The organism is Novosphingobium sp. BL-S-20, assembly GCF_055521635.1.
Genome location: NZ_CM145493.1, coordinates 350,001 through 366,590, shown reverse-complemented (window position 1 = coordinate 366,590; position 16,590 = coordinate 350,001). Strand labels below are relative to the sequence as shown.

Annotated in this window: 14 protein-coding genes and 9 pseudogenes (1 of these 23 cut by a window edge); 13 read left to right on the top strand and 10 right to left on the bottom strand. The window is 61.3% G+C overall.

Annotation, left to right across the window (positions count from 1 at the left end):
- Positions 1–121: 121 nt before the first annotated feature.
- From ACZ1II_RS01635 to ACZ1II_RS01625, 3 genes are read left to right on the top strand one after another with little or no spacing between them, the layout of a single operon-like run.
- The gene (locus tag ACZ1II_RS01635; RefSeq protein WP_465144068.1) at positions 122–346 is read left to right on the top strand and encodes a hypothetical protein; all 225 of its coding nucleotides are present in this window, start codon (positions 122–124) and stop codon (positions 344–346) included.
- Positions 343–567 carry a hypothetical protein gene (locus ACZ1II_RS01630; RefSeq protein ID WP_465144067.1) on the top strand — a complete coding sequence of 75 codons (225 nt, stop codon included), beginning with the start codon at positions 343–345 and terminating at the stop codon, positions 565–567. The genes ACZ1II_RS01635 and ACZ1II_RS01630 overlap by 4 nt, the downstream gene beginning before the upstream one ends.
- A gap of 49 nt (positions 568–616) precedes the next feature.
- Positions 617–1,072, top strand: a complete 456-nt coding sequence (locus ACZ1II_RS01625) for a hypothetical protein (RefSeq protein ID WP_465144066.1) — start codon at positions 617–619, stop codon at positions 1,070–1,072.
- Positions 1,073–1,334: 262 nt separating this feature from the next.
- Here ACZ1II_RS01625 and istB (ACZ1II_RS01620) read toward each other — a convergent pair.
- The 5 genes and pseudogenes from istB (ACZ1II_RS01620) to ACZ1II_RS01600 all read right to left on the bottom strand — a co-directional run.
- Positions 1,335–2,009, bottom strand: a pseudogene (gene istB / locus ACZ1II_RS01620) (IS21-like element ISSsp5 family helper ATPase IstB); the annotation flags it as partial.
- Positions 2,010–2,073: 64 nt separating this feature from the next.
- Complete coding sequence (istB, locus tag ACZ1II_RS01615; RefSeq protein WP_222614186.1) at positions 2,074–2,916, bottom strand: IS21-like element helper ATPase IstB; 843 nt, start codon at positions 2,914–2,916, stop codon at positions 2,074–2,076.
- Complete coding sequence (gene istA, locus ACZ1II_RS01610; RefSeq protein WP_465144065.1) at positions 2,916–4,166, bottom strand: IS21 family transposase; 1,251 nt, start codon at positions 4,164–4,166, stop codon at positions 2,916–2,918. The genes istB (ACZ1II_RS01615) and istA (ACZ1II_RS01610) overlap by 1 nt, the downstream gene beginning before the upstream one ends.
- A 144-nt stretch (positions 4,167–4,310) precedes the next feature.
- Positions 4,311–4,409, bottom strand: a pseudogene (locus ACZ1II_RS01605) (ATP-binding protein); the annotation flags it as partial.
- Positions 4,406–4,864, bottom strand: a pseudogene (locus tag ACZ1II_RS01600) (IS21 family transposase); the annotation flags it as partial. The pseudogenes ACZ1II_RS01605 and ACZ1II_RS01600, both read right to left, overlap by 4 nt.
- Before the next feature lie 110 nt (positions 4,865–4,974).
- Here ACZ1II_RS01600 and istA (ACZ1II_RS01595) point away from each other — a divergent pair.
- From istA (ACZ1II_RS01595) to tnpC, 7 genes and pseudogenes are all read left to right on the top strand, one after another.
- Positions 4,975–6,494 (top strand): annotated as a pseudogene (istA, locus tag ACZ1II_RS01595) (IS21 family transposase).
- Positions 6,484–6,597: pseudogene (locus tag ACZ1II_RS01590) on the top strand (ATP-binding protein); the annotation flags it as partial. The pseudogenes istA (ACZ1II_RS01595) and ACZ1II_RS01590, both read left to right, overlap by 11 nt.
- Before the next feature lie 129 nt (positions 6,598–6,726).
- Positions 6,727–7,911 carry an IS256 family transposase gene (locus ACZ1II_RS01585; RefSeq protein ID WP_465143339.1) on the top strand — a complete coding sequence of 395 codons (1,185 nt, stop codon included), beginning with the start codon at positions 6,727–6,729 and terminating at the stop codon, positions 7,909–7,911.
- Positions 7,912–7,952: 41 nt separating this feature from the next.
- Positions 7,953–8,462: pseudogene (locus tag ACZ1II_RS01580) on the top strand (ATP-binding protein); the annotation flags it as partial.
- Between the two features lie 78 nt (positions 8,463–8,540).
- On the top strand, positions 8,541–8,900 hold the full coding sequence (gene tnpA, locus ACZ1II_RS01575; protein WP_465144064.1) for an IS66-like element accessory protein TnpA: 360 nt from the start codon (positions 8,541–8,543) through the stop codon (positions 8,898–8,900).
- Positions 8,897–9,244, top strand: coding sequence for an IS66 family insertion sequence element accessory protein TnpB (gene tnpB, locus ACZ1II_RS01570; protein WP_465144063.1), 348 nt, complete (start codon positions 8,897–8,899; stop codon positions 9,242–9,244). The genes tnpA and tnpB overlap by 4 nt, the downstream gene beginning before the upstream one ends.
- A gap of 88 nt (positions 9,245–9,332) precedes the next feature.
- Positions 9,333–10,376, top strand: a pseudogene (tnpC, locus tag ACZ1II_RS01565) (IS66 family transposase); the annotation flags it as partial.
- Positions 10,377–10,461: 85 nt separating this feature from the next.
- Here tnpC and ACZ1II_RS01560 read toward each other — a convergent pair.
- Genes ACZ1II_RS01560 through ACZ1II_RS01550 form a run of 3 tightly spaced genes read right to left on the bottom strand, consistent with a single transcriptional unit; the run spans position 10,462 to position 13,681 of the window.
- On the bottom strand, positions 10,462–11,457 hold the full coding sequence (locus ACZ1II_RS01560; protein ID WP_465144062.1) for a tyrosine-type recombinase/integrase: 996 nt from the start codon (positions 11,455–11,457) through the stop codon (positions 10,462–10,464).
- 17 nt (positions 11,458–11,474) lie between these two features.
- Positions 11,475–12,446 carry a tyrosine-type recombinase/integrase gene (locus tag ACZ1II_RS01555; protein WP_465144061.1) on the bottom strand — a complete coding sequence of 324 codons (972 nt, stop codon included), beginning with the start codon at positions 12,444–12,446 and terminating at the stop codon, positions 11,475–11,477.
- Positions 12,443–13,681, bottom strand: a complete 1,239-nt coding sequence (locus ACZ1II_RS01550) for a site-specific integrase (RefSeq protein ID WP_465144060.1) — start codon at positions 13,679–13,681, stop codon at positions 12,443–12,445. Before ACZ1II_RS01550 ends, ACZ1II_RS01555 begins: the two co-directional genes overlap by 4 nt.
- A gap of 791 nt (positions 13,682–14,472) precedes the next feature.
- On the opposite strand from ACZ1II_RS01550, the pseudogene ACZ1II_RS01545 reads away from it, so the two are divergent.
- A pseudogene (locus ACZ1II_RS01545) lies at positions 14,473–15,078 on the top strand (IS66 family transposase); the annotation flags it as partial.
- A 4-nt stretch (positions 15,079–15,082) separates the two neighbouring features.
- Here the strand turns inward: ACZ1II_RS01545 and ACZ1II_RS01540 are convergent.
- On the bottom strand, positions 15,083–15,352 hold the full coding sequence (locus ACZ1II_RS01540; RefSeq protein WP_465144059.1) for a DUF6429 family protein: 270 nt from the start codon (positions 15,350–15,352) through the stop codon (positions 15,083–15,085).
- A gap of 73 nt (positions 15,353–15,425) precedes the next feature.
- On the opposite strand from ACZ1II_RS01540, the pseudogene ACZ1II_RS01535 reads away from it, so the two are divergent.
- Both ACZ1II_RS01535 and ACZ1II_RS01530 read left to right on the top strand, forming a co-directional pair.
- Positions 15,426–15,611 (top strand): annotated as a pseudogene (locus ACZ1II_RS01535) (ATP-binding protein); the annotation flags it as partial.
- A gap of 102 nt (positions 15,612–15,713) precedes the next feature.
- On the top strand, positions 15,714–15,884 hold the full coding sequence (locus tag ACZ1II_RS01530; RefSeq protein ID WP_465144058.1) for a hypothetical protein: 171 nt from the start codon (positions 15,714–15,716) through the stop codon (positions 15,882–15,884).
- A 416-nt stretch (positions 15,885–16,300) separates the two neighbouring features.
- Here ACZ1II_RS01530 and ACZ1II_RS01525 read toward each other — a convergent pair whose 3' ends face one another.
- On the bottom strand, positions 16,301–16,590 hold the 3' portion of the coding sequence (locus ACZ1II_RS01525; protein ID WP_465144057.1) for a hypothetical protein. The gene runs 259 nt beyond the window's last position; only the last 290 of its 549 coding nucleotides appear in the window; the start codon falls outside the window, past its right edge — the gene reads right to left on this strand; the stop codon is at positions 16,301–16,303.

Sequence of the window (16,590 nt, the reverse complement as noted above, 5' to 3'; positions counted from 1 at the left end):
AAAGGCCTGCTGTTGAAATATCAACTTTGATTCCTATGTAATCAAAATCGCTGGCATCGGAAAATAAGCGCCGGCGGCTGAGAGACAATAGTGCTCCCGCTTACAAGAAGGGGGATTTACCATGGATCTCAATCGCCAGTACTTCGAGCACCAATTATCGCTCATGCGCGCAAGCGTTGCCGGAACGCGTCTTGCAAAAACGCGACACCTCGCCGCAGCTGCCGTCACCGCGTACCGGATCAGCAACCATCAATTCGGTATTGGAGCGGACGCAGCGGACGGCTGGGTCAGGAGCTCGCACAACCTGGATTTATGGATTGATTGCGATTTCGGGATCAGATCATGAGCCGCCTGCTGAACATTGATCTCCCCCCGGCAGACGTGGAGCGGCAATGCGCCGAACACCACGTGTCGATCAGTGCGATCGAACCGCTCCCGAGCGGCGGCACTCATCTTGTCTGCGTCAGGCTCGAAGAGGCAGAGGAGATGCGTCAGGTTTTCTCGGGAAAGCTGATTGCCGGCATCGTCCGGCGCTACCCCTTTTATCGCGCACGAGGGCCGTGGTGATGACGAGCGGCCCCCTTTCCAGCGCTTCACCCGCGGAGTTGAATTAGCCATGACCCATCCGATGCTGCAATTCTCCCTCAGCTCCAACGGCGATCAATGGTATCTGGCCCGTGGAAACGGTCCCGACACAACCACGGTGGTGCATGAAGCAAACCGCGCATCAGGCGGCGCAGTCACGAGCATCTCGATTGAGGACTTCCTGCGTGTGAATCCGGAAGCGCCTGAGCGACAGGATTTCGTGAGACTGGTCGCTGATTTGATCGGCAACGAGCTTGACGCTTACAAAGCGCGCAAGGGCGTTCAGCTGATACAACTTCGGGATGCAACCGAAGAAGACGCGTCGAACGCCTTGCTCGGCGCAAAAGTGCAACTGCCGCTGACGACGCCTTACGAAGCTTTAGAGTTTTTCAACTGCATGGTGGACGTGGTGACGGGTCAGCGCGCCATTGAGGTAGAGGAAGATGCCCATCGTATTCGTCCTGGTTTTGGCAGCACTCACGGTTAGCCTCGGCAAGCGGGATACTAAAGAATCTGGCAGACTACGACATCGACACGGATCAAGGGTTGCTGCGCATCCTATGCCACCCTCAACGGGTATTCATCATTGGCAGGTCCATGAGCGACCCGATTGCGCGAGTGTCCGCTGTCAACGGCGGAGCAAAAGTCGGCCATGCGGCGGCGTAAAACCAGGCCATCGTGTTACATGCCGGGGGGAGTGGCGTGAGGGCGTAGCCCGAGGGGCACTCCCCCCGGCATTGGCGTAATTTTCAGGGTCTGGTTTTGGCCTTGCGGGCCCGGCTGTGAGCGAGGCGATAGCTTTCGCCATTCATCTCGAGGATGCTGACGTGATGGGTCAGGCGGTCGAGGAGCGCGCCTGTAAGCCGCTCGGATCCGAAGGTTTCGGTCCATTCGTCGAAGGGCAGGTTGCTGGTGATCAAGGTGGAGCCGCGTTCGTAACGCTGGGAGATCAGCTCGAACAACAGTTCGGCGCCGGTCTTGGAGAGCGGTACGAAGCCCAGTTCGTCGATGATGAGCAGCTTGTATCCGATCATCTGCTTCTGGAAGCGGAGGAGACGCCGCTCGTCGCGCGCCTCCATCATTTCGCTGACCAGCGCCGCCGCAGTGGTGAAGCCCACCGACAGTCCTTTCTGGCATGCAGCCAGTCCGAGCCCCAAAGCTACGTGCGTCTTTCCGGTGCCCGATGGCCCCAGAGCGATGGCGTTCTCACGCCGCTCGATCCACTCGCAGCGCGCCATCTCGAGCACCTGCATCTTGTTGAGCTTGGGGATGACGGCGAAGTCGAAGCTGTCGAGGCTTTTGACGGCGGGGAAGCGCGCAGCCTTGATGCGCCGCTCGACCATACGACGCTCCCTGTCGATCATCTCCATCTCGACGAGACGAGCGAGGAAGCGGATGTGATCGACGCCTTCAGCGGCACATTTGTAAATGCTGATCGAATATTCCTCAGAAGTGCTGGTGCAAAAATCCCCAGCGCGGATTTGGTGATCAGCCATTGAGATGATCGACAGCTCCATTTTTAGGCGGCCTGCCGCGACGCCTTGGAGCGGGCGGCGGGGTGAGATTGGCGTGGGCGCGTGTATGCTCGGGGATCAGATCGGCATGTTGCCGCAATCGGTAGCTTGCGCCTTCGATCTGAACGACGACGGCATGGTGAAGCAGTCGGTCCAGTAGCGCGGTGGCCACGACGGGATCACCGAAGACTTCGCCCCACTCGGCGAAGCCGCGGTTGGAGGTTAGGATCATTGCGCCCTTTTCGTAGCGGGCGTTGACGAGTTGGAAGAAGAGGTTAGCCCCGCCCGGAGTGATGGGCAGGTAGCCGATTTCGTCGACGATCAGAAGCGACGCGCGGGTGTAGAAGCGGATTTTCTCGACCAGACGACCTTCGCGCTCCGCCTTGGTCAGCGCTTCGATCAGCTCGGCCAGCGAGCAGCGATAAACGCTGCGCCCGGCTTTGACCGCTGCCACTCCGATGGCGGTGGCCAGATGGGATTTGCCCGTACCGGGCGGCCCGAGAAAATGGAGAACTTCCGCGCGGTTGATGAACTCGAGTTGGGCGAGTGCGGTGATGCGATGCCGGTCCAATGAAGGCTGGAAGGAGAAGTCGAAGCTTTCGAGCGTCTTGACCGGCATGAGGCGGGCGGTGCGCAATGCCACGCCGATACGCCGCCCCTCCCGCAAGTTCAGTTCCTCGGCCAGAAGGTCGTCGATGGCCTCGATCGCGCTGATTTCGCCCTTTTCCAGCCTGGCCAGCGTGTGATCGAGCGTTTCCAGGGCACGGGCCATGTGGAGAGCCAGCAGGCTCTGCCGGATGCGGTCGGAGACGGACATCACGCAGCACCTGTGGCATTGAGAGCAGCCAGACGATCACCTACGGCGCCGTAAAAGGTCAATGGTCGCTGACCGACCGGCTTGTCCGAGGTTGTGGGCAGGAGTTGTGCGGGTTTCGCCGCCTGTGCCTTGCGATGCCCGGGCTCGACCCGCCTGCGGTTCTTGCCCTCGATCACGGGATGCTGGGCAATCAATTGTCCTTCCTCGAAGATCCGCACCTCATGCGTGTGATGCTGGACTTCGACCACGCGGCGGCGAGTGGTATCGGGTACGCTGTAATAATTGCCAGCCACCGCGACCATGCCTTCCCGGCTGATCCGCCGTTCGACCGTCAGGACCGTGTCGTAGCGCATGCCGGGCAGCGGCAGCAGATGAGGCTGTTCCTGCTCAAAATGCTCCTTCACGATCCGCCCGGTGGTCGCGTGCTGCCTGGCATTGGCGATATCGGCACGCCATGTGCCGAACTGGGCGTTCAGATCGTCGAGATCACGAAAGCTGCGGCCAAGGAAGAAATCCTGCCGGATATAGCCGAACGGCCTTTCCACCTTACCCTTCGTCTTGGCCCGGTAAGGCTGGCAGGCTTTCGGGGCGCTGCCATAGTGGGCCAACAGCGCCACCAGCGAGGCGTTGTAGGTGACCACCCCGGCAGCGTCCTCGCCGATGACGGCGGTCTTCATGCGGTCGTAGAGAATTTCGCTGCAGCAGCCCCCCATCGCTTCGAAGGCGGCGATATGGCAGCGCATCACCGTTTCCAGCCCCTGGTTCGGGCAGAACCGCCCCCAAAGCCACCGACTGTGCCCCAGGACCATGCTGAACAGCCAGACCTTGCGCACGACACCAGGCTCGCTGGTGAAGATCGTCTGGAATTCGGCAAAATCAACTTGAGCCTGTACGCCGGCGGCGGTTTCGAAGCGCCGCTCATAGGTCTTGGGCACGGGCGGCCGGACCTCGCGCAGATATTCGGTCAGGGAGGAATAAGCTCCCTTGAACCCCATCTCTCGGATTTCGCGATGCAGCCTGCGTGCTGAAAGGCCGGGATAGCTCTCCAATCGTTCCAGCAGATGGGCCCGATATGGCTCGACGGCGTTCGCTATGGGTTTACGTGGCGAATAGGTTGGCGCCTCCAGACCGTTGGCCAGATATTTCTTCACGGTCTTGCGGTCGAGGCTGGTCTGGCGCGCGATGGCGCTGATGCTCAGCCCCTGTCTCTTGAGTTCCTGGATCAAAACGACCTCCCTCAGTCCTATCACCTGCTCGCCCTTCCTTCGGCATCAGCAGGGATAATTGTGCCGCCTGATCGGCATGGGGGCATGCCCCCATGCCGATCAGGCGCAGTCCTCAAACTGGGGAATTTTCAACCAGCACATTTGGGGAGATTACGACCAGCACTCACAACATTGCCGCGCGAGCTTGTGATGCTCTCGCAGGCACGTAGGCAGCTTGAGTGCCTTGAGATGGTGAGCGAGAAGAATCTCCGGGGCCTGATCGCTCATGCGGCCTCCTGCTGGTCGGACAGGAGGCTCAGATAGGCTCTGGCAAAGGTCTTCTCGACCGTGGTGCGTGGCAGGAAGGGATAGACGTCCAGGTCCAGTCTGGGCGGTACGCGTTCGACCCGGCACAGCACGAGGTGCTTGACGGCATCGAAGCCGATGGCGCCAAGGTCGATGGCCTGTTCCACCGCTGCCTGGAGATCGGCGACGGCGAACGTTTCCAGCAGGCGCAGCACCTGTACATATTCGCGCCTGCCATGTTTGTGCATGCGCCCTTCCATCAACCGCTGCAGTGTCGTGAACGCTTCGGGCAGGTCCCACCCCTGCAAAGGGGCGGCCTGGTCGAATGCGTTGATCTTCTGCTCGATCAGCGGGAGATAGTGGAGCGGGTCGAAGATAACCTCCTCGCGGGCATAGCAACGAGGATGACGGGCGATGACTTCGCTGCGGCATCCGATTGTTGATTGCCACTGAGATGTGACCCGGGGGGCGTATAAATTACCATTGAGAATTGACCCATGTTTCCCTCGCCTCCGGCTGCCAGTCGGAGGGTCGTGGAGTGATCAACATGGACTTACTCAGTGTGATCCGCCGGTGGCATTTCCGGCAGAAGATCTCCATTCGGGAGATCAAGAGGCGGACCGGCCTGTCCCGCAATACCATCCGCAAATATCTGCGTTCTGACGCGATTGAGCCGAGCTTCAAGGTTCCGATCCGGCCGAGCAAGCTCGACCCTTACGCCGAGAAGCTGACGGCCTGGTTGCGAGTGGAATCCAAGAAGTCCCGTAAACAAAGGCGGACTGCCAAGCAGTTGCATGCTGATCTGGTAAAGCTGGGATACGATGGCTCTTATAACCGGGTTGCCGCTTTTGCCCGACGATGGCGGCCGAGCTGCAATATGAGCAGCAGACCAGCGGGCGTGGAACATTCGTGCCCCTGATGTTCCAGCCTGGCGAGGCGTTCCAGTTCGACTGGAGCGAGGACTATGCCGTGTTAGATGGCAAGCCCACGAAGCTGCAGGTCGCCCATACCAAACTGGCGCATAGCCGCGCCTTCATCGTCCGCGCCTATCTGCTCCAGACCCATGAGATGCTGTTCGACGCGCTGACGCAGGCGTTCCGGGTGCTGGGCGGCGTGCCCCAGCGCGGGATCTTCGATAATATGAGGACCGCTGTCGACAAGATCGGGACCGGGAAGGCGCGGCAGGTCAACGCAAGGTTTGCCGCCATGGCCAGCCACTATCTGTTCGAGACGGATTTCTGCAATCCGGCTTCAGGTTGGGAGAAGGGGCAGGTCGAGAAGAACGTCCAGGACGCTCGGCGCCGGTTGTGGCAACCGATGCCCAGCTTCCCTGGCCTGGCTGAGCTGAACGCCTGGCTGGAAGAGCAATGCATCGCCCAATGGAGTGATATCCAGCATGGCGTCATGCCCGGCACCCTGGCCGATGTGCATGCCGAGGAAGTTTCCTGTCTGATGCCGCTGGGCCGGCCCTTCGATGGCTTTGTCGAGCAGATCAAGCGCGTGTCGCCAACCTGCCTCATCGCCTTTGACCGCAACCGCTACTCGGTACCCGCTTCCTTCGCGAACCGGCCGGTCAGCCTGCGGATCTACCCTGATCGTCTGGTCATAGCGGCCGAAGGCCAGATCGTGTGCGAACATGCCCGGCTCATCGAGCGCTCTCATCACAAGCCGGGACGCACAATCTATGACTGGCGGCATTATCTGGCGGTGATCCAGCGCAAGCCCGGCGCCTTACGTAATGGCGCCCCCTTCCTCGAGATGCCCGAAGCCTTCCGGCAGTTACAGGGCCATCTGCTCAAGCGCCCTGGTGGCGACAGGGAGATGGTCGAGATACTTTCTCTCGTTCTGCATCACGACGAACAGGCCGTGTTGAGCGCGGTCGAGTTGGCTCTGGAGGCCGGTGTCGCCACCAAGACCCACGTTCTCAACGTGTTGCATCGCCTCATCGACGGCAAGGCGCCTCCAGCTTCGCCGATCGATGCGCCTCAGGCGCTGCGCCTGGCGCAGGAGCCCGAGGCCAATGTCGTTCGCTATGACAGGCTGAGGGATATTCGCCATGCGTCATGACCCCGCGAGCGCCGCGGTCGTCGTCATGCTGCGCAGCCTCAAGATGTTCGGCATGGCTCAGGCCGCCGACGAACTGATCGAGCAGGGCGCGCCTGCCTTCGAGGTTGTGTAACCAGAGGTCTGGAAATTCGAACGTGTCGGACGCGCTGAGCTGGTGCCGGGGCATGCCCCGGCACCAGCTGCCCATCTTCAGCATTCCATGGAGTTACCACACACCTATGGAGCAAGAGAAATGGACAAGCGCGACGATACAGCGATCGAGGCGGTTCTGGAACAGTTGATCGAACACGGCCCCGAAGGGATTGCGACCGTATTCGCGCGCACCTTCGAGATGGCGATGCGCATCGAGCGTGAACGCTTCCTGGGCGCGCAGCGCTATGAGCGAACGCCCGACCGGCGCGGATATGCGAACGGCTACAAGCCCAAGCGGATCGATACGCCAGCGGGCACGGTGCATGTGGCCGTGCCCAAAACCGCCGGCCATGACGGTCAGCCCTTCTTCCCGCAGTCACTGGAGCGCGGCTGCCGGTCGGTGCGTGCGGTCATGCTGGCCGTGGCAGAGATGTACGTGAAGGGCGTCTCTACCCGGCAGACCGAAGCGGTGCTGCGCGAGTTTGGGATCGATGGCATATCCTCTTCACAGGTCAGCCGCGCGGCAGCGATGCTCGATGACGAACTGGAGGCGTGGCGGACCCGCCCGCTCGGCGAGATCCGCTACCTCATTCTCGATGCGCGGTACGAGAAAATGCGCCAAGGCGGCGTTGTGCGCGATGCCGCGGTATTATCTGCGATCGGCATCGGACCTGACGAGCGCCGCCGGGTGCTGGGCGTCAGCGTTGCTCTGTCGGAAGCGGAAGTCCACTGGCGCAGCTTCCTCGATGATCTGGTCGCGCGGGGCATGCGAGGCGTCGAATTCATCGTGTCCGATGATCATGCGGGCCTTCGTGCCGCTCGCCGGGCGGTACTGGGGGCGGCCACCTGGCAGCGCTGCCAATTCCACCTCGCCGCCAATGCCATCCATCACGCTCCGGGCGTCGCCATCCGCGCTCGCATCGGCTCAGAGCTGCGCAGCGTCTGGAACGCCGGCTCGCTGGCAAAGGCACAGACTGCGCTCGAAGAGCTCGTCACCGGCTATAGAAAAACCGCACCAAAGCTCGCCGCGTGGCTCGAAAACGCCATTCCCGAAGGTCTGGCTGTCTTCACCCTGCCGGAGCACCACCGCCGCCGCCTGCGCACCTCCAACCCGATCGAGCGCGCCGTCCAGCAGGAACTCAAGCGCCGTACCGTCAAGGTCAGGGTCTTCCCCAACGAACACGCGCTCCTGCGCCTCGTCTCCGCCGTTCTGGTCGAAATCGACGAAACATGGGCCTGCGACAACAAGGCCTACATCAAATGGGAATGCCGAGATGCTGCGTGATCCTGCCCAGATTCAATTTCCATACATCAGGTTGCTCAATCGCCTTCGATGCTGCCGTGCCGATGCTCGCTGGACTCCTGAAGGCAGAGATGGCCGAACGCGAGGTCAGGTCCATCGCCTATCAAATCAAGGCGGCCCGCTTCCCGGCCTATAAGGATCTGGCTGGCTTTGACTTTGCTGCCAGCGAGATCAACGAAGCCCTCGTCCGCCAGCTTCATCAGGGCGACTTCATGGAAAACGCCGACAATGTCGTGCTGATTGGCGGGCCCGGAACCGGCAAGAGCCATATCGCAACGGCACTGGGCGTCCAGGCCGTCGAGCATCACCGCAAGAAGGTCCGCTTCTTCTCCACGGTCGATTTGGTCAATGCGCTTGAGCAGGAAAAGACCATGAACCGATCCGGCCAGCTGGCAGAACGCCTGCTACGTCTCGACCTGCTCATCCTCGACGAGCTGGGTTATCTGCCCTTCAGCCCATCGGGCGGAGCCATGCTCTTCCATCTGCTCAGCAAGCTGTACGAGCGCACCAGCGTCGTCATCACCGTACGCATCCGCTGAGCGGCGCCTTGCCGGTGGAGTGATGGATCGGTCTTAAGGTCGCAGTTATTTGCGAACTTAGGAGCGGTGTTTGTGGGACGGATCACGGTTTTCGGCGGGCCTGAACGCCGCCGTCGCTGGAGTACCGAGGAACAGCAGCGCATTCTGGAAGAGGCCTTTGCCCCCGGCGCGTGTGTGTCACAGGTTGCTCGGCGGCACGACGTCTCCACTGCGCTGGTCTATACCTGGCGGCGCAAGCTGAGTGCGGCGCTCGTCGCGTCGCAGGAGGACCATGGCTTCATCGAAGCTGTCGTGCTGGAAGACAAGAGCTCCGTGCCCACGCCCGGGCAGCCGGCGATCATGGTCGAGCTTTCCCACGGCGCCCGGGTGAGCATCTACAATTCGGCGTCGCCGACCATGGCAGCGGCCGTCATCAAGGCCTTGGCCCGGTGATCCCGATCCCGAGCGGCGTGAGGGTGTGGCTTGCGCTGGGGCATACGGATATGCGCCGGGGAATGCGGTCGCTGGCCCTGCAGGTCCAGCAATCGCTGAACAAGGCCGTTCATGCCGGCGATCTGTACGTCTTCAGGGGACGAAGCGGATCGCTGTGCAAGATCTTGTGGCATGACGGCCTCGGGATGTCGTTATATGCAAAACGCCTGGAAAGAGGGCGTTTTGTCTGGCCATCTGCAAAGGATGGGACGATCGCGATCTCGGCCTCGGCGATGGCCTGCCTGCTGGAAGGCGTGGATTGGCGCAATCCGCAGGAGACCTGGCGACCGACACAGGTCGGGTGATTCCCGACTGCATCAAAATAGCAGCAGGACCGGCACAAAAGTGCTGTAAATGCTGGGTTCCTGCGGACTTGCGGGTTATAATCCGCGCATGGTCTCCAGCGACGCATCCGATGAGCTTGTGCAGCTTCGCGCTGAACTTGCCATCGCGCGTGCGCAGGCACTGGTAGCAGAGGCTGAGGCCGCCAAAGTCTGGGCGATCAACGCCGATTTGCGGGCTCGCAACGCCCATCTCGAACTGATGAACGAGCAGATGCGCCGCGAGAAATATGGCGCGCGCTCCGAGCGCAGCCGACGCCTGCTCGATCAACTCGAGCTGACCTTCGAGGAACTGGAGGCCAATGCCAGCGAGGCCGAACTGCTCGGCCAGATCGCCGCTGGCAAGACCACCACAGTCCAGGCGTTCACCCGCACGCGATCCACCCGCCGCGACTTCCCTGCCGATCTCCCGCGCGAGCAGGTCGTCATCCCCGCGCCGGACCTTTGCCCGTGCTGCGGCTCGGACGATCTGAGCCAGCTTCCCGCGGCGGTCACCGAAACGCTCGAGCGCGTTCCGGCCCGCCACAAGGTGATCCAGACCGTGCGCGAGAAGGTCTCCTGCCGCCAGTGCGAGAAGATCAGCCAGCCACCCGCGCCCTTCCACGTAACCCCGCGCGGAATGTTCGGGCCGCACTTCCTGGCAAACCTCGCCTTCCAGAAGTACGGCCTGCACCAGCCCCTGAACAGCCAGCGCGACAGGCTCGAGGCCGAAGGCATCCCCTTGAGCCTGTCGACCCTTGGCGATCAGATCGGCGCGATCTGCGTAGCGGTAAAGCCCCTGTTCCTGCTGCTGGAAGCCCACGGGCTTGCCGCAGACCGCCTGCACGCCGACGACACCACCGTCCCGCTTCTCGCCAAGCTCAAGACCAGCGTAGCGCGAATATGGGATTATGTGCGTGACGATCGCCCGTTCGGCGGCACGGCTCCGCCGGTGGCGCTATGCTATTACTCGAGCGATCGAAGAGGTGAGCATCCCCGCGCTCACCTGGCAGGTTATGCCGGGATCCTCCAGGTCGACCGGTATGCCGGCTTCAATGCCCTGTTCGAGGAAGGCCGGACGGACAAACCCATGACCCGCGCCAATTGCTGGGTTCATTATCCAGAGCATGGTTTTATCTGGGGCCACGCGATGCTGACGTCCGGGATCGGCGAAAAAGCTATGCGTGGACCTCATGATAAAATCATAGGGACCGGAGGTACGAAAGCAGATCCGGCTTTGGCTTCCAAGGCGTGGCCTTTGCGGGTTCGATGCCAGCGTGCTTCCAAAAGTTCTGTAGCGCATCGCGCTTCATCTTCAGGTTCGTTGAGATATACCGGTTCGTGGTCGCGATGCTGGAATGACCGAGATAATCGCGGATCACGGTCACGTCGGTGCCTGACTGCAGGAGCGCGACGGCGCAGCTGTGGCGGAAAACGTGAGGAGTGATGCGGTCACGCGCCAACCTTGGCCGATCCTGGACGACTGGCGAGGCATGCTTGGTAAGGATGTACGCCGCTCCATCGCGGGTCAGCGGCTGGCCGTGTCGGTTCATAAAAACATGCTGCTGACCCGCGGCACCCGACAGGTTTTGCAGGCGCCGCAACGCGTCGGCCGTCTCGCGCCATAGCGGAACGAACCGCTCCTTGCGGCCCTTCCCACGTAGTCGGGCCTGGTGTGGCGGCGTCAGTTGAAGGTCCTGCCACAGCAGGCCGGTTGCTTCGCTCACTCTGGCGCCGCAATTATAGAGGAAAAGCAGCAGCGTGTAGTCGCGCCAGCCACTGCGGGTCCGCCGATCGGGATGGGCGATGATGGCCCGCACGTCGGTTGCTTCGAGGTAAGTTGCGGGCTTTTGCCTCGCCCGCTTCGACGGCAGCGCCAGCACCTGCGTGTAACGGAGGGCATTGTCGAGATCGTTGCGCAAGAGGTGCTTGAAGAAGCTGCGAAGCGCGGCACGGCGGCAGTTGCGCGTCGCGGTGGAGTTCGATCTTCCGCCCTCGAGATGATCGAGGAACCCAGCGACGGTGTCGGCATCGAGATCCTCCAGTACAAGCGCGGCGACCTCGCGGCTGCGATGCTGGGCAATGAATTGAAACAGCAGCTTGAGCGTGTCGCGATAGGCGCGCGTCGTATGTGGGCTCGCGCCGCGCTGACGCGGCAGATAGTTGGAGAAGAACGACTCCACCAGAGCGAACAGCATCTGAGGTCCGGCCTTACTCATCGTGGCTGCCGGGCGTGTCGCATATGTTGTTCGAAGCGCGTGCTCGCGAGTTCCAGGAGTTGCGGCGTCGCCTTCAGATAGACCTCGGTGCCAATGACGTTCTGGTGCCCGAGATAGGCCGAAAGCCAAGGGAGCTTGGCGTGAATGTCAGCACCTTCCTCCGCCCATGCCGTCAGGCGGTGAACCGCGAATGCATGCCGAAACTCATATGGACGCGCTCCGACGCGCCCTTGCGCAGGCTTGATATCGAGGCGGCGCAGGAGCTTGCGAATAGCTTCGGACGCAGCGTGGGTATGGAGTGGCGCGCCGTTGAGGCGAACGAACAGCGCTTCGGAATCCACGTGACCACGATCGTGAAGTAACCGGCATCGATCATCGACATAGAGGCGAAGCTCTGCGACAAGATCGTCGCGCATGGGGACGATCCGCGTACGCCGTTTGCTGTTGCGGATGAGCAAGGTCCCACGGTCGAGATCGACATCATCCATGGTCAGACGCACCGCCTCGCCGAGCCTGAGGCCGGTGCAGTAAAGCACGAGAATCAGCCTTCGCAGCATCGATGCCCATATGAAGCGGCCTTGGTGCGCTGACGCGGCGGCGAGAATGCAGAGGATCTCGTCGCGGCTGAAAATATAAGGAAAGAACGTCGACTCCTTCACCGGCGCAAAGGCGTGCTCGGGCACATAGCTGGTCGGATCGCGACGACGGCGATGCAGGCAAAGTTGACGAATGACCCCGAACTCATTGCCGAGCGTGACGGCCTTGCGGTCGGGCAAGCGGCCACACCAGCGGCTAATCGCTTCGGCCAGCGGAATATCGACATCGTCGCCCCACTGGTCTTCGACGAAGCGAAGGAAGCGTTCGATCTCAAACTCGCCGCGTCGATAGGGATGGCCCATGGCGCGCTTGAACGCCAGAAAGCTCGCGGCGTCGTTCCTCAACTCTTCCAGGACGACGACGGTGGTCATGTTGGCACCGGCAATGCGATCTCGCGCAGGGATGCGGTGGCGATCCGCACATAGGCCGAGACCGACTCTGGATCCCGGTGACCAAGGAGATCCGATACCACCTGGGGCCGCGCACCAAGGTCGATCTGGCGCGCCGCGTGAGAGTGTCGCAAGACATGGCTGCCCAGAAATGGCGCATCGATCCCCGCGATCTTCGCATGCTTCATCAAGATGTGGCGTATCGCGCTCGAAGCGACGAATGGCTCCAGCGGCATCTTCATCTGCACGAAAAGATGGCGGGTGGGTGTATCGGCGGGCCGGCCGTGGCGTAGATACTCTGCCAGCGCCTTGGCGACGGGTGGCAACAGCGGCAGCGTGAATGCGACGCCCGTCTTTGGGCGAAGGACTGACAGCGTGCCGCTATCCCAGTCAATATCCTGAAACTGCAAGCGGATGATCTCGCCGGCGCCAAAGCCATAGGTGCTCATCATCAGCAGGATCGCGTAGTCGCGAAGGCCCGACGGACTCGATCTGTCCACGGCCATCAGGAGCCGCTTCACATCGTCCCAGGAAAGGGACCGTCTCGGTCGCTCGTGCCGTCGTTGCACGGGCGCGATCACGGCCTCGCTGATATCGACCGGGCTCTGGCCACTCCAGTGCAGGAAACGGGAAAAGCAGCGTACCGTGCAAGCGAGATCGCTCACATGCGATCGGGAATATCGCGCGGCGCAGCCAGCCAGAAATGCGTCGACATCGGTTAGCTGCATCGAGTGCCAGTCCTTGCCGGCCTGGATCAAATGATCCTGAAGTCTGCCGATGTGGCCCAGCTTCTTGTGAACCGTCACCTCTGGATTACCGCGGTGCTGGGTCAGATAGGCGGCATATTGCGCGAGCAACGGCGTCAGCAGAGCCTTCACCGGACGAGGCGGTCGCCAGTCAGGTGGGGCAAGCCCCAAGCGATGATAGACACGGCTGAGCGACAGCAGGGCGGTGCTGGAAAGGCGGAGAGAAAGCGGGTCGAGACCCCGTCGCTTCGCATACCAGTCTATGAACCGGCCAACTCGTTCGAGGGTCAACTCTTCTCGCTCGACCAAGCCGTGCAAGGCGCAATAGGTACGAAACTGCTGGATGCGGTTCAGATAGACAATCGTTGTTCCTGCCCCAAGCCGCCGCTCCGCGCTCCAGATGCGGCGGATATCGTCGGGGGTGGGCGCGGCAGGGTCGGCTGCGGCGATATGATCGACATGTATGGGCATGGCTTTACCTCGATCGGCAAAGCGTAGCTCGCGATGAACGCGTGATCACGCCCCGCATCGTGTTGGCAAGAGCCACCGGGGGCGTCGCCACTGCCAATCTTCTGGATAGGCCGGAATCCCAGGGGCGCCGGAATGCAGTGCAACAGCTGCGGGGAAAGAGCTCGGCGAAGCATTGCAAGGGCCGGAACGTCATCCACCGGCAAGCCCGGCCTTGCCAGCCGGGGCGCCATCACTTCAACGGCGGCAACGGATCTGCGCACCGCGACCACACGGCGGCGAAGCCAGCGCACCGCGCCTGGAAGGCAAATATCGGGCCCGCGTGCTGCGTCTGCGGCGGCTTCCATGCTCCGCGCCGACGCTGCGATCCCAGCGCTGCGATCAATCGCGGCAAGCGAACCGGGCAGGCGAGCGGCGAGAAAATCCGGGAGCAAGCTGAATGTTATGCGCCCTTGTGGGCAATAGCAGCGAGCGATCCGTACACCCGGGCTGGTCAGGCGCGCATAGCTGCCGTGACGCCGAAATGCACAGCCACCGTTCGGGTGGAGCGGGCAGCGCGACAGTCGCGCGCGCCGCCACTCCTGTGTGGCGACATAGTCCTCGATCGTCGACCTGGTACGCAATGGTATCTGCAACTTCGCCCCCGCACGCGGCGGCCGCCAACAGCAAGGTCGCGGCTTTTATCTGGAGCCCAGCGCGCCGAAATCTCCGGCAAGCACGGACTATATCCCAAAATACCCCAGATAAAACCATGCTCTGGATAATGCGCCTTATGTCGATCTCGACATAAGGTTCACGCACGCCGGGAATTCTTCAAGCTCGTCGATATCAGGCAGCAACTCAAGCGCCGGAAGAAGGGCGCCGCGCCGCTCGTCTCGCCGCTGGCGAGTCAAGCGCTCGAGATCATCGACCGGCTCTTTGCCATCGAGCGCGACATCAACGGCAAGCCTGCCGCCGAACGCCTCGCCGTTCGCCGGGAACTGTCCGCGCCCATCGTTGCCGAACTCGAGACCTGGATGCGCGAGACACGTAGCAAACTGTCTCGTCACGATGCGGTGGCCAAGGCCATCGCCTATCTCCAGAACGACTGGGACGGCTTTACCAGCTTCCTCGCTGATGGCCGAATCTGCCTCTCCAACAACGCCGCCGAGCGTGAGCTGCGCAGCGTGGCTCGGGGAAGAAAAGCATGGTTGTTCGTCGGCTCTGATCGTGGCGGCCAGCGCGCCGCGATGATGTTCAGCCTCTTCGGCACCGCGCGCCTCAACGACGTCGATCCGCTCGCCTGGTTCACTGACGTACTCGCCCGGATCGCCGACATACCCCAGAGCCGCCTTCACGAACTCCTCCCTTGGCACTGGAAGGCCGCTCAGCTGCAGCTCACACAGGAAATCGCTGCCTGAACCGTTAGACCGAGGCCTTGCGGCTTGCGCAGAACAGTCCATGAAATAGCCGCTCGCAGCGCTCACGGCCGGCTGAGGTCAACATTACCGACTTCGCCTTGCTCACGGGATTGTTGATCAATCCTCGCTCGTACAAGCGTCCCAGCGCATCCCAATCAAAGGTCTTCCAGGCTCGACAAGTCCCTGACGTCCGATCCAGGTCGTGCAGCGTCAAAAACATCAGAGCCAGAACCGCCTCATCAATCCGGTCGGTATCGATATCCTGCTCGTCCATAGGCAGCTCCTCGCGGCGCTGCCGATAATCTCACATCTTGACCACCAGCTCCACTGCGTCCGCTATCGGATGCGTACTCATCACCACCAACCTAAGCTTCAGCGAATGGGCTGGCGTGTTCGGCGATGCCAAGATGACCACCGCGTTGCTCGATCGGCTAACCCACCACTGCCACATCCTGGAAACCGGAAACGACAGCTTCCGCTTCCGTGCCAGCACCGCTGCGCCAAAAGCCAGAAAGGAGAAGCCAGCATCTTGAACCTGCCAGGATACGGCAGCACATAACCCATACCCACCCGGGTCAATTCTCAATGGAAACCCCGGGTCACATCTCAGTGGCAATCAACATCTGGCGCAACAAATGACCGGGATATTGACGACGCGGGCGGCTATCCTCGGCCTTGCTGCGAGCGGCCTTCCTGATTTCGCCGAACTGTCTGGCGGTCAGATGGCCGAGAGCATCGAGGAAGAGCCCGAACGCTATTCCCGCAAGTTGGCAGAAGCAGCGGCGCGATACCACGTCATCGACTAGTCGCATTCAAAAGGGCCGCTTTCGGGCGGCCCCTTCCTCGCTGACAAACGGCAATTGTGGGTGGTTAGTTGCCGCTCCGCCGAAGCGTTACTGCTTCCTCGAGCGCCTGATTGCTGATGCGAACAGGCTGACCGAGAAGACTGCGAGCGCAAGGCCGAGCATTGACCCAAATGCGCCCATGGTCGCTTGGGCAAGTAAGGCCAGAACAAAAGCTAAGCAGCCCGCTGTGACCGAAACGCTAATCGGATAATTGTCTAGACCTCGCATGCCGCACACATGCCAGTGGCATCAAACGGCCGCAATGGGGCGTCAACGGAATTTCCGGTTCTGGATAGCTGGCTCCAAAAAAGAGACTTTCGGACAACCCCCGTTTTTATCCCTTGCGCTTAGTAAATCCGGGGTTCCAATTGCTAACATTAAACAATTCGACCGTTTGGTAGGCTATATGGCACATGCAAAGCAGGGTCGGGATTATAGTGCCACTTTAGGAGAAAATCCCAAGCTGGCTTGCTGTCTGGGGCTGCCAGACATCCCAACTTGTCTCGATTTGTTCGGTAGGTTTCGAGAATCTCATTTAATGACTGCGGTATACGATCAAGTCGGTCCTTGATAAGCCCGACCCAAAGATCCGCCGGAACTGGCAGGCCGTGGTCAATATGAAAGTCACGTAAGACATCTTCGTTCGCTATGTGATAGCCGACTATAC

What these genes read in the sequence shown, in the direction of transcription:
- ACZ1II_RS01530 (WP_465144058.1), top strand. Translation starts at nt 15,714, where the DNA reads ATGACCGGGATATTGACGACGCGGGCGGCTATCCTCGGCCTTGCTGCG.
- ACZ1II_RS01540 (WP_465144059.1), bottom strand. Translation starts at nt 15,352, where the DNA reads ATGGACGAGCAGGATATCGATACCGACCGGATTGATGAGGCGGTTCTG.
- ACZ1II_RS01630 (WP_465144067.1), top strand. Translation starts at nt 343, where the DNA reads ATGAGCCGCCTGCTGAACATTGATCTCCCCCCGGCAGACGTGGAGCGG.
- ACZ1II_RS01550 (WP_465144060.1), bottom strand. Translation starts at nt 13,681, where the DNA reads ATGCCCATACATGTCGATCATATCGCCGCAGCCGACCCTGCCGCGCCC.
- ACZ1II_RS01635 (WP_465144068.1), top strand. Translation starts at nt 122, where the DNA reads ATGGATCTCAATCGCCAGTACTTCGAGCACCAATTATCGCTCATGCGC.
- istB (WP_222614186.1), bottom strand. Translation starts at nt 2,916, where the DNA reads ATGTCCGTCTCCGACCGCATCCGGCAGAGCCTGCTGGCTCTCCACATG.
- ACZ1II_RS01625 (WP_465144066.1), top strand. Translation starts at nt 617, where the DNA reads ATGACCCATCCGATGCTGCAATTCTCCCTCAGCTCCAACGGCGATCAA.
- ACZ1II_RS01555 (WP_465144061.1), bottom strand. Translation starts at nt 12,446, where the DNA reads ATGACCACCGTCGTCGTCCTGGAAGAGTTGAGGAACGACGCCGCGAGC.
- ACZ1II_RS01585 (WP_465143339.1), top strand. Translation starts at nt 6,727, where the DNA reads ATGGACAAGCGCGACGATACAGCGATCGAGGCGGTTCTGGAACAGTTG.
- ACZ1II_RS01560 (WP_465144062.1), bottom strand. Translation starts at nt 11,457, where the DNA reads ATGCTGTTCGCTCTGGTGGAGTCGTTCTTCTCCAACTATCTGCCGCGT.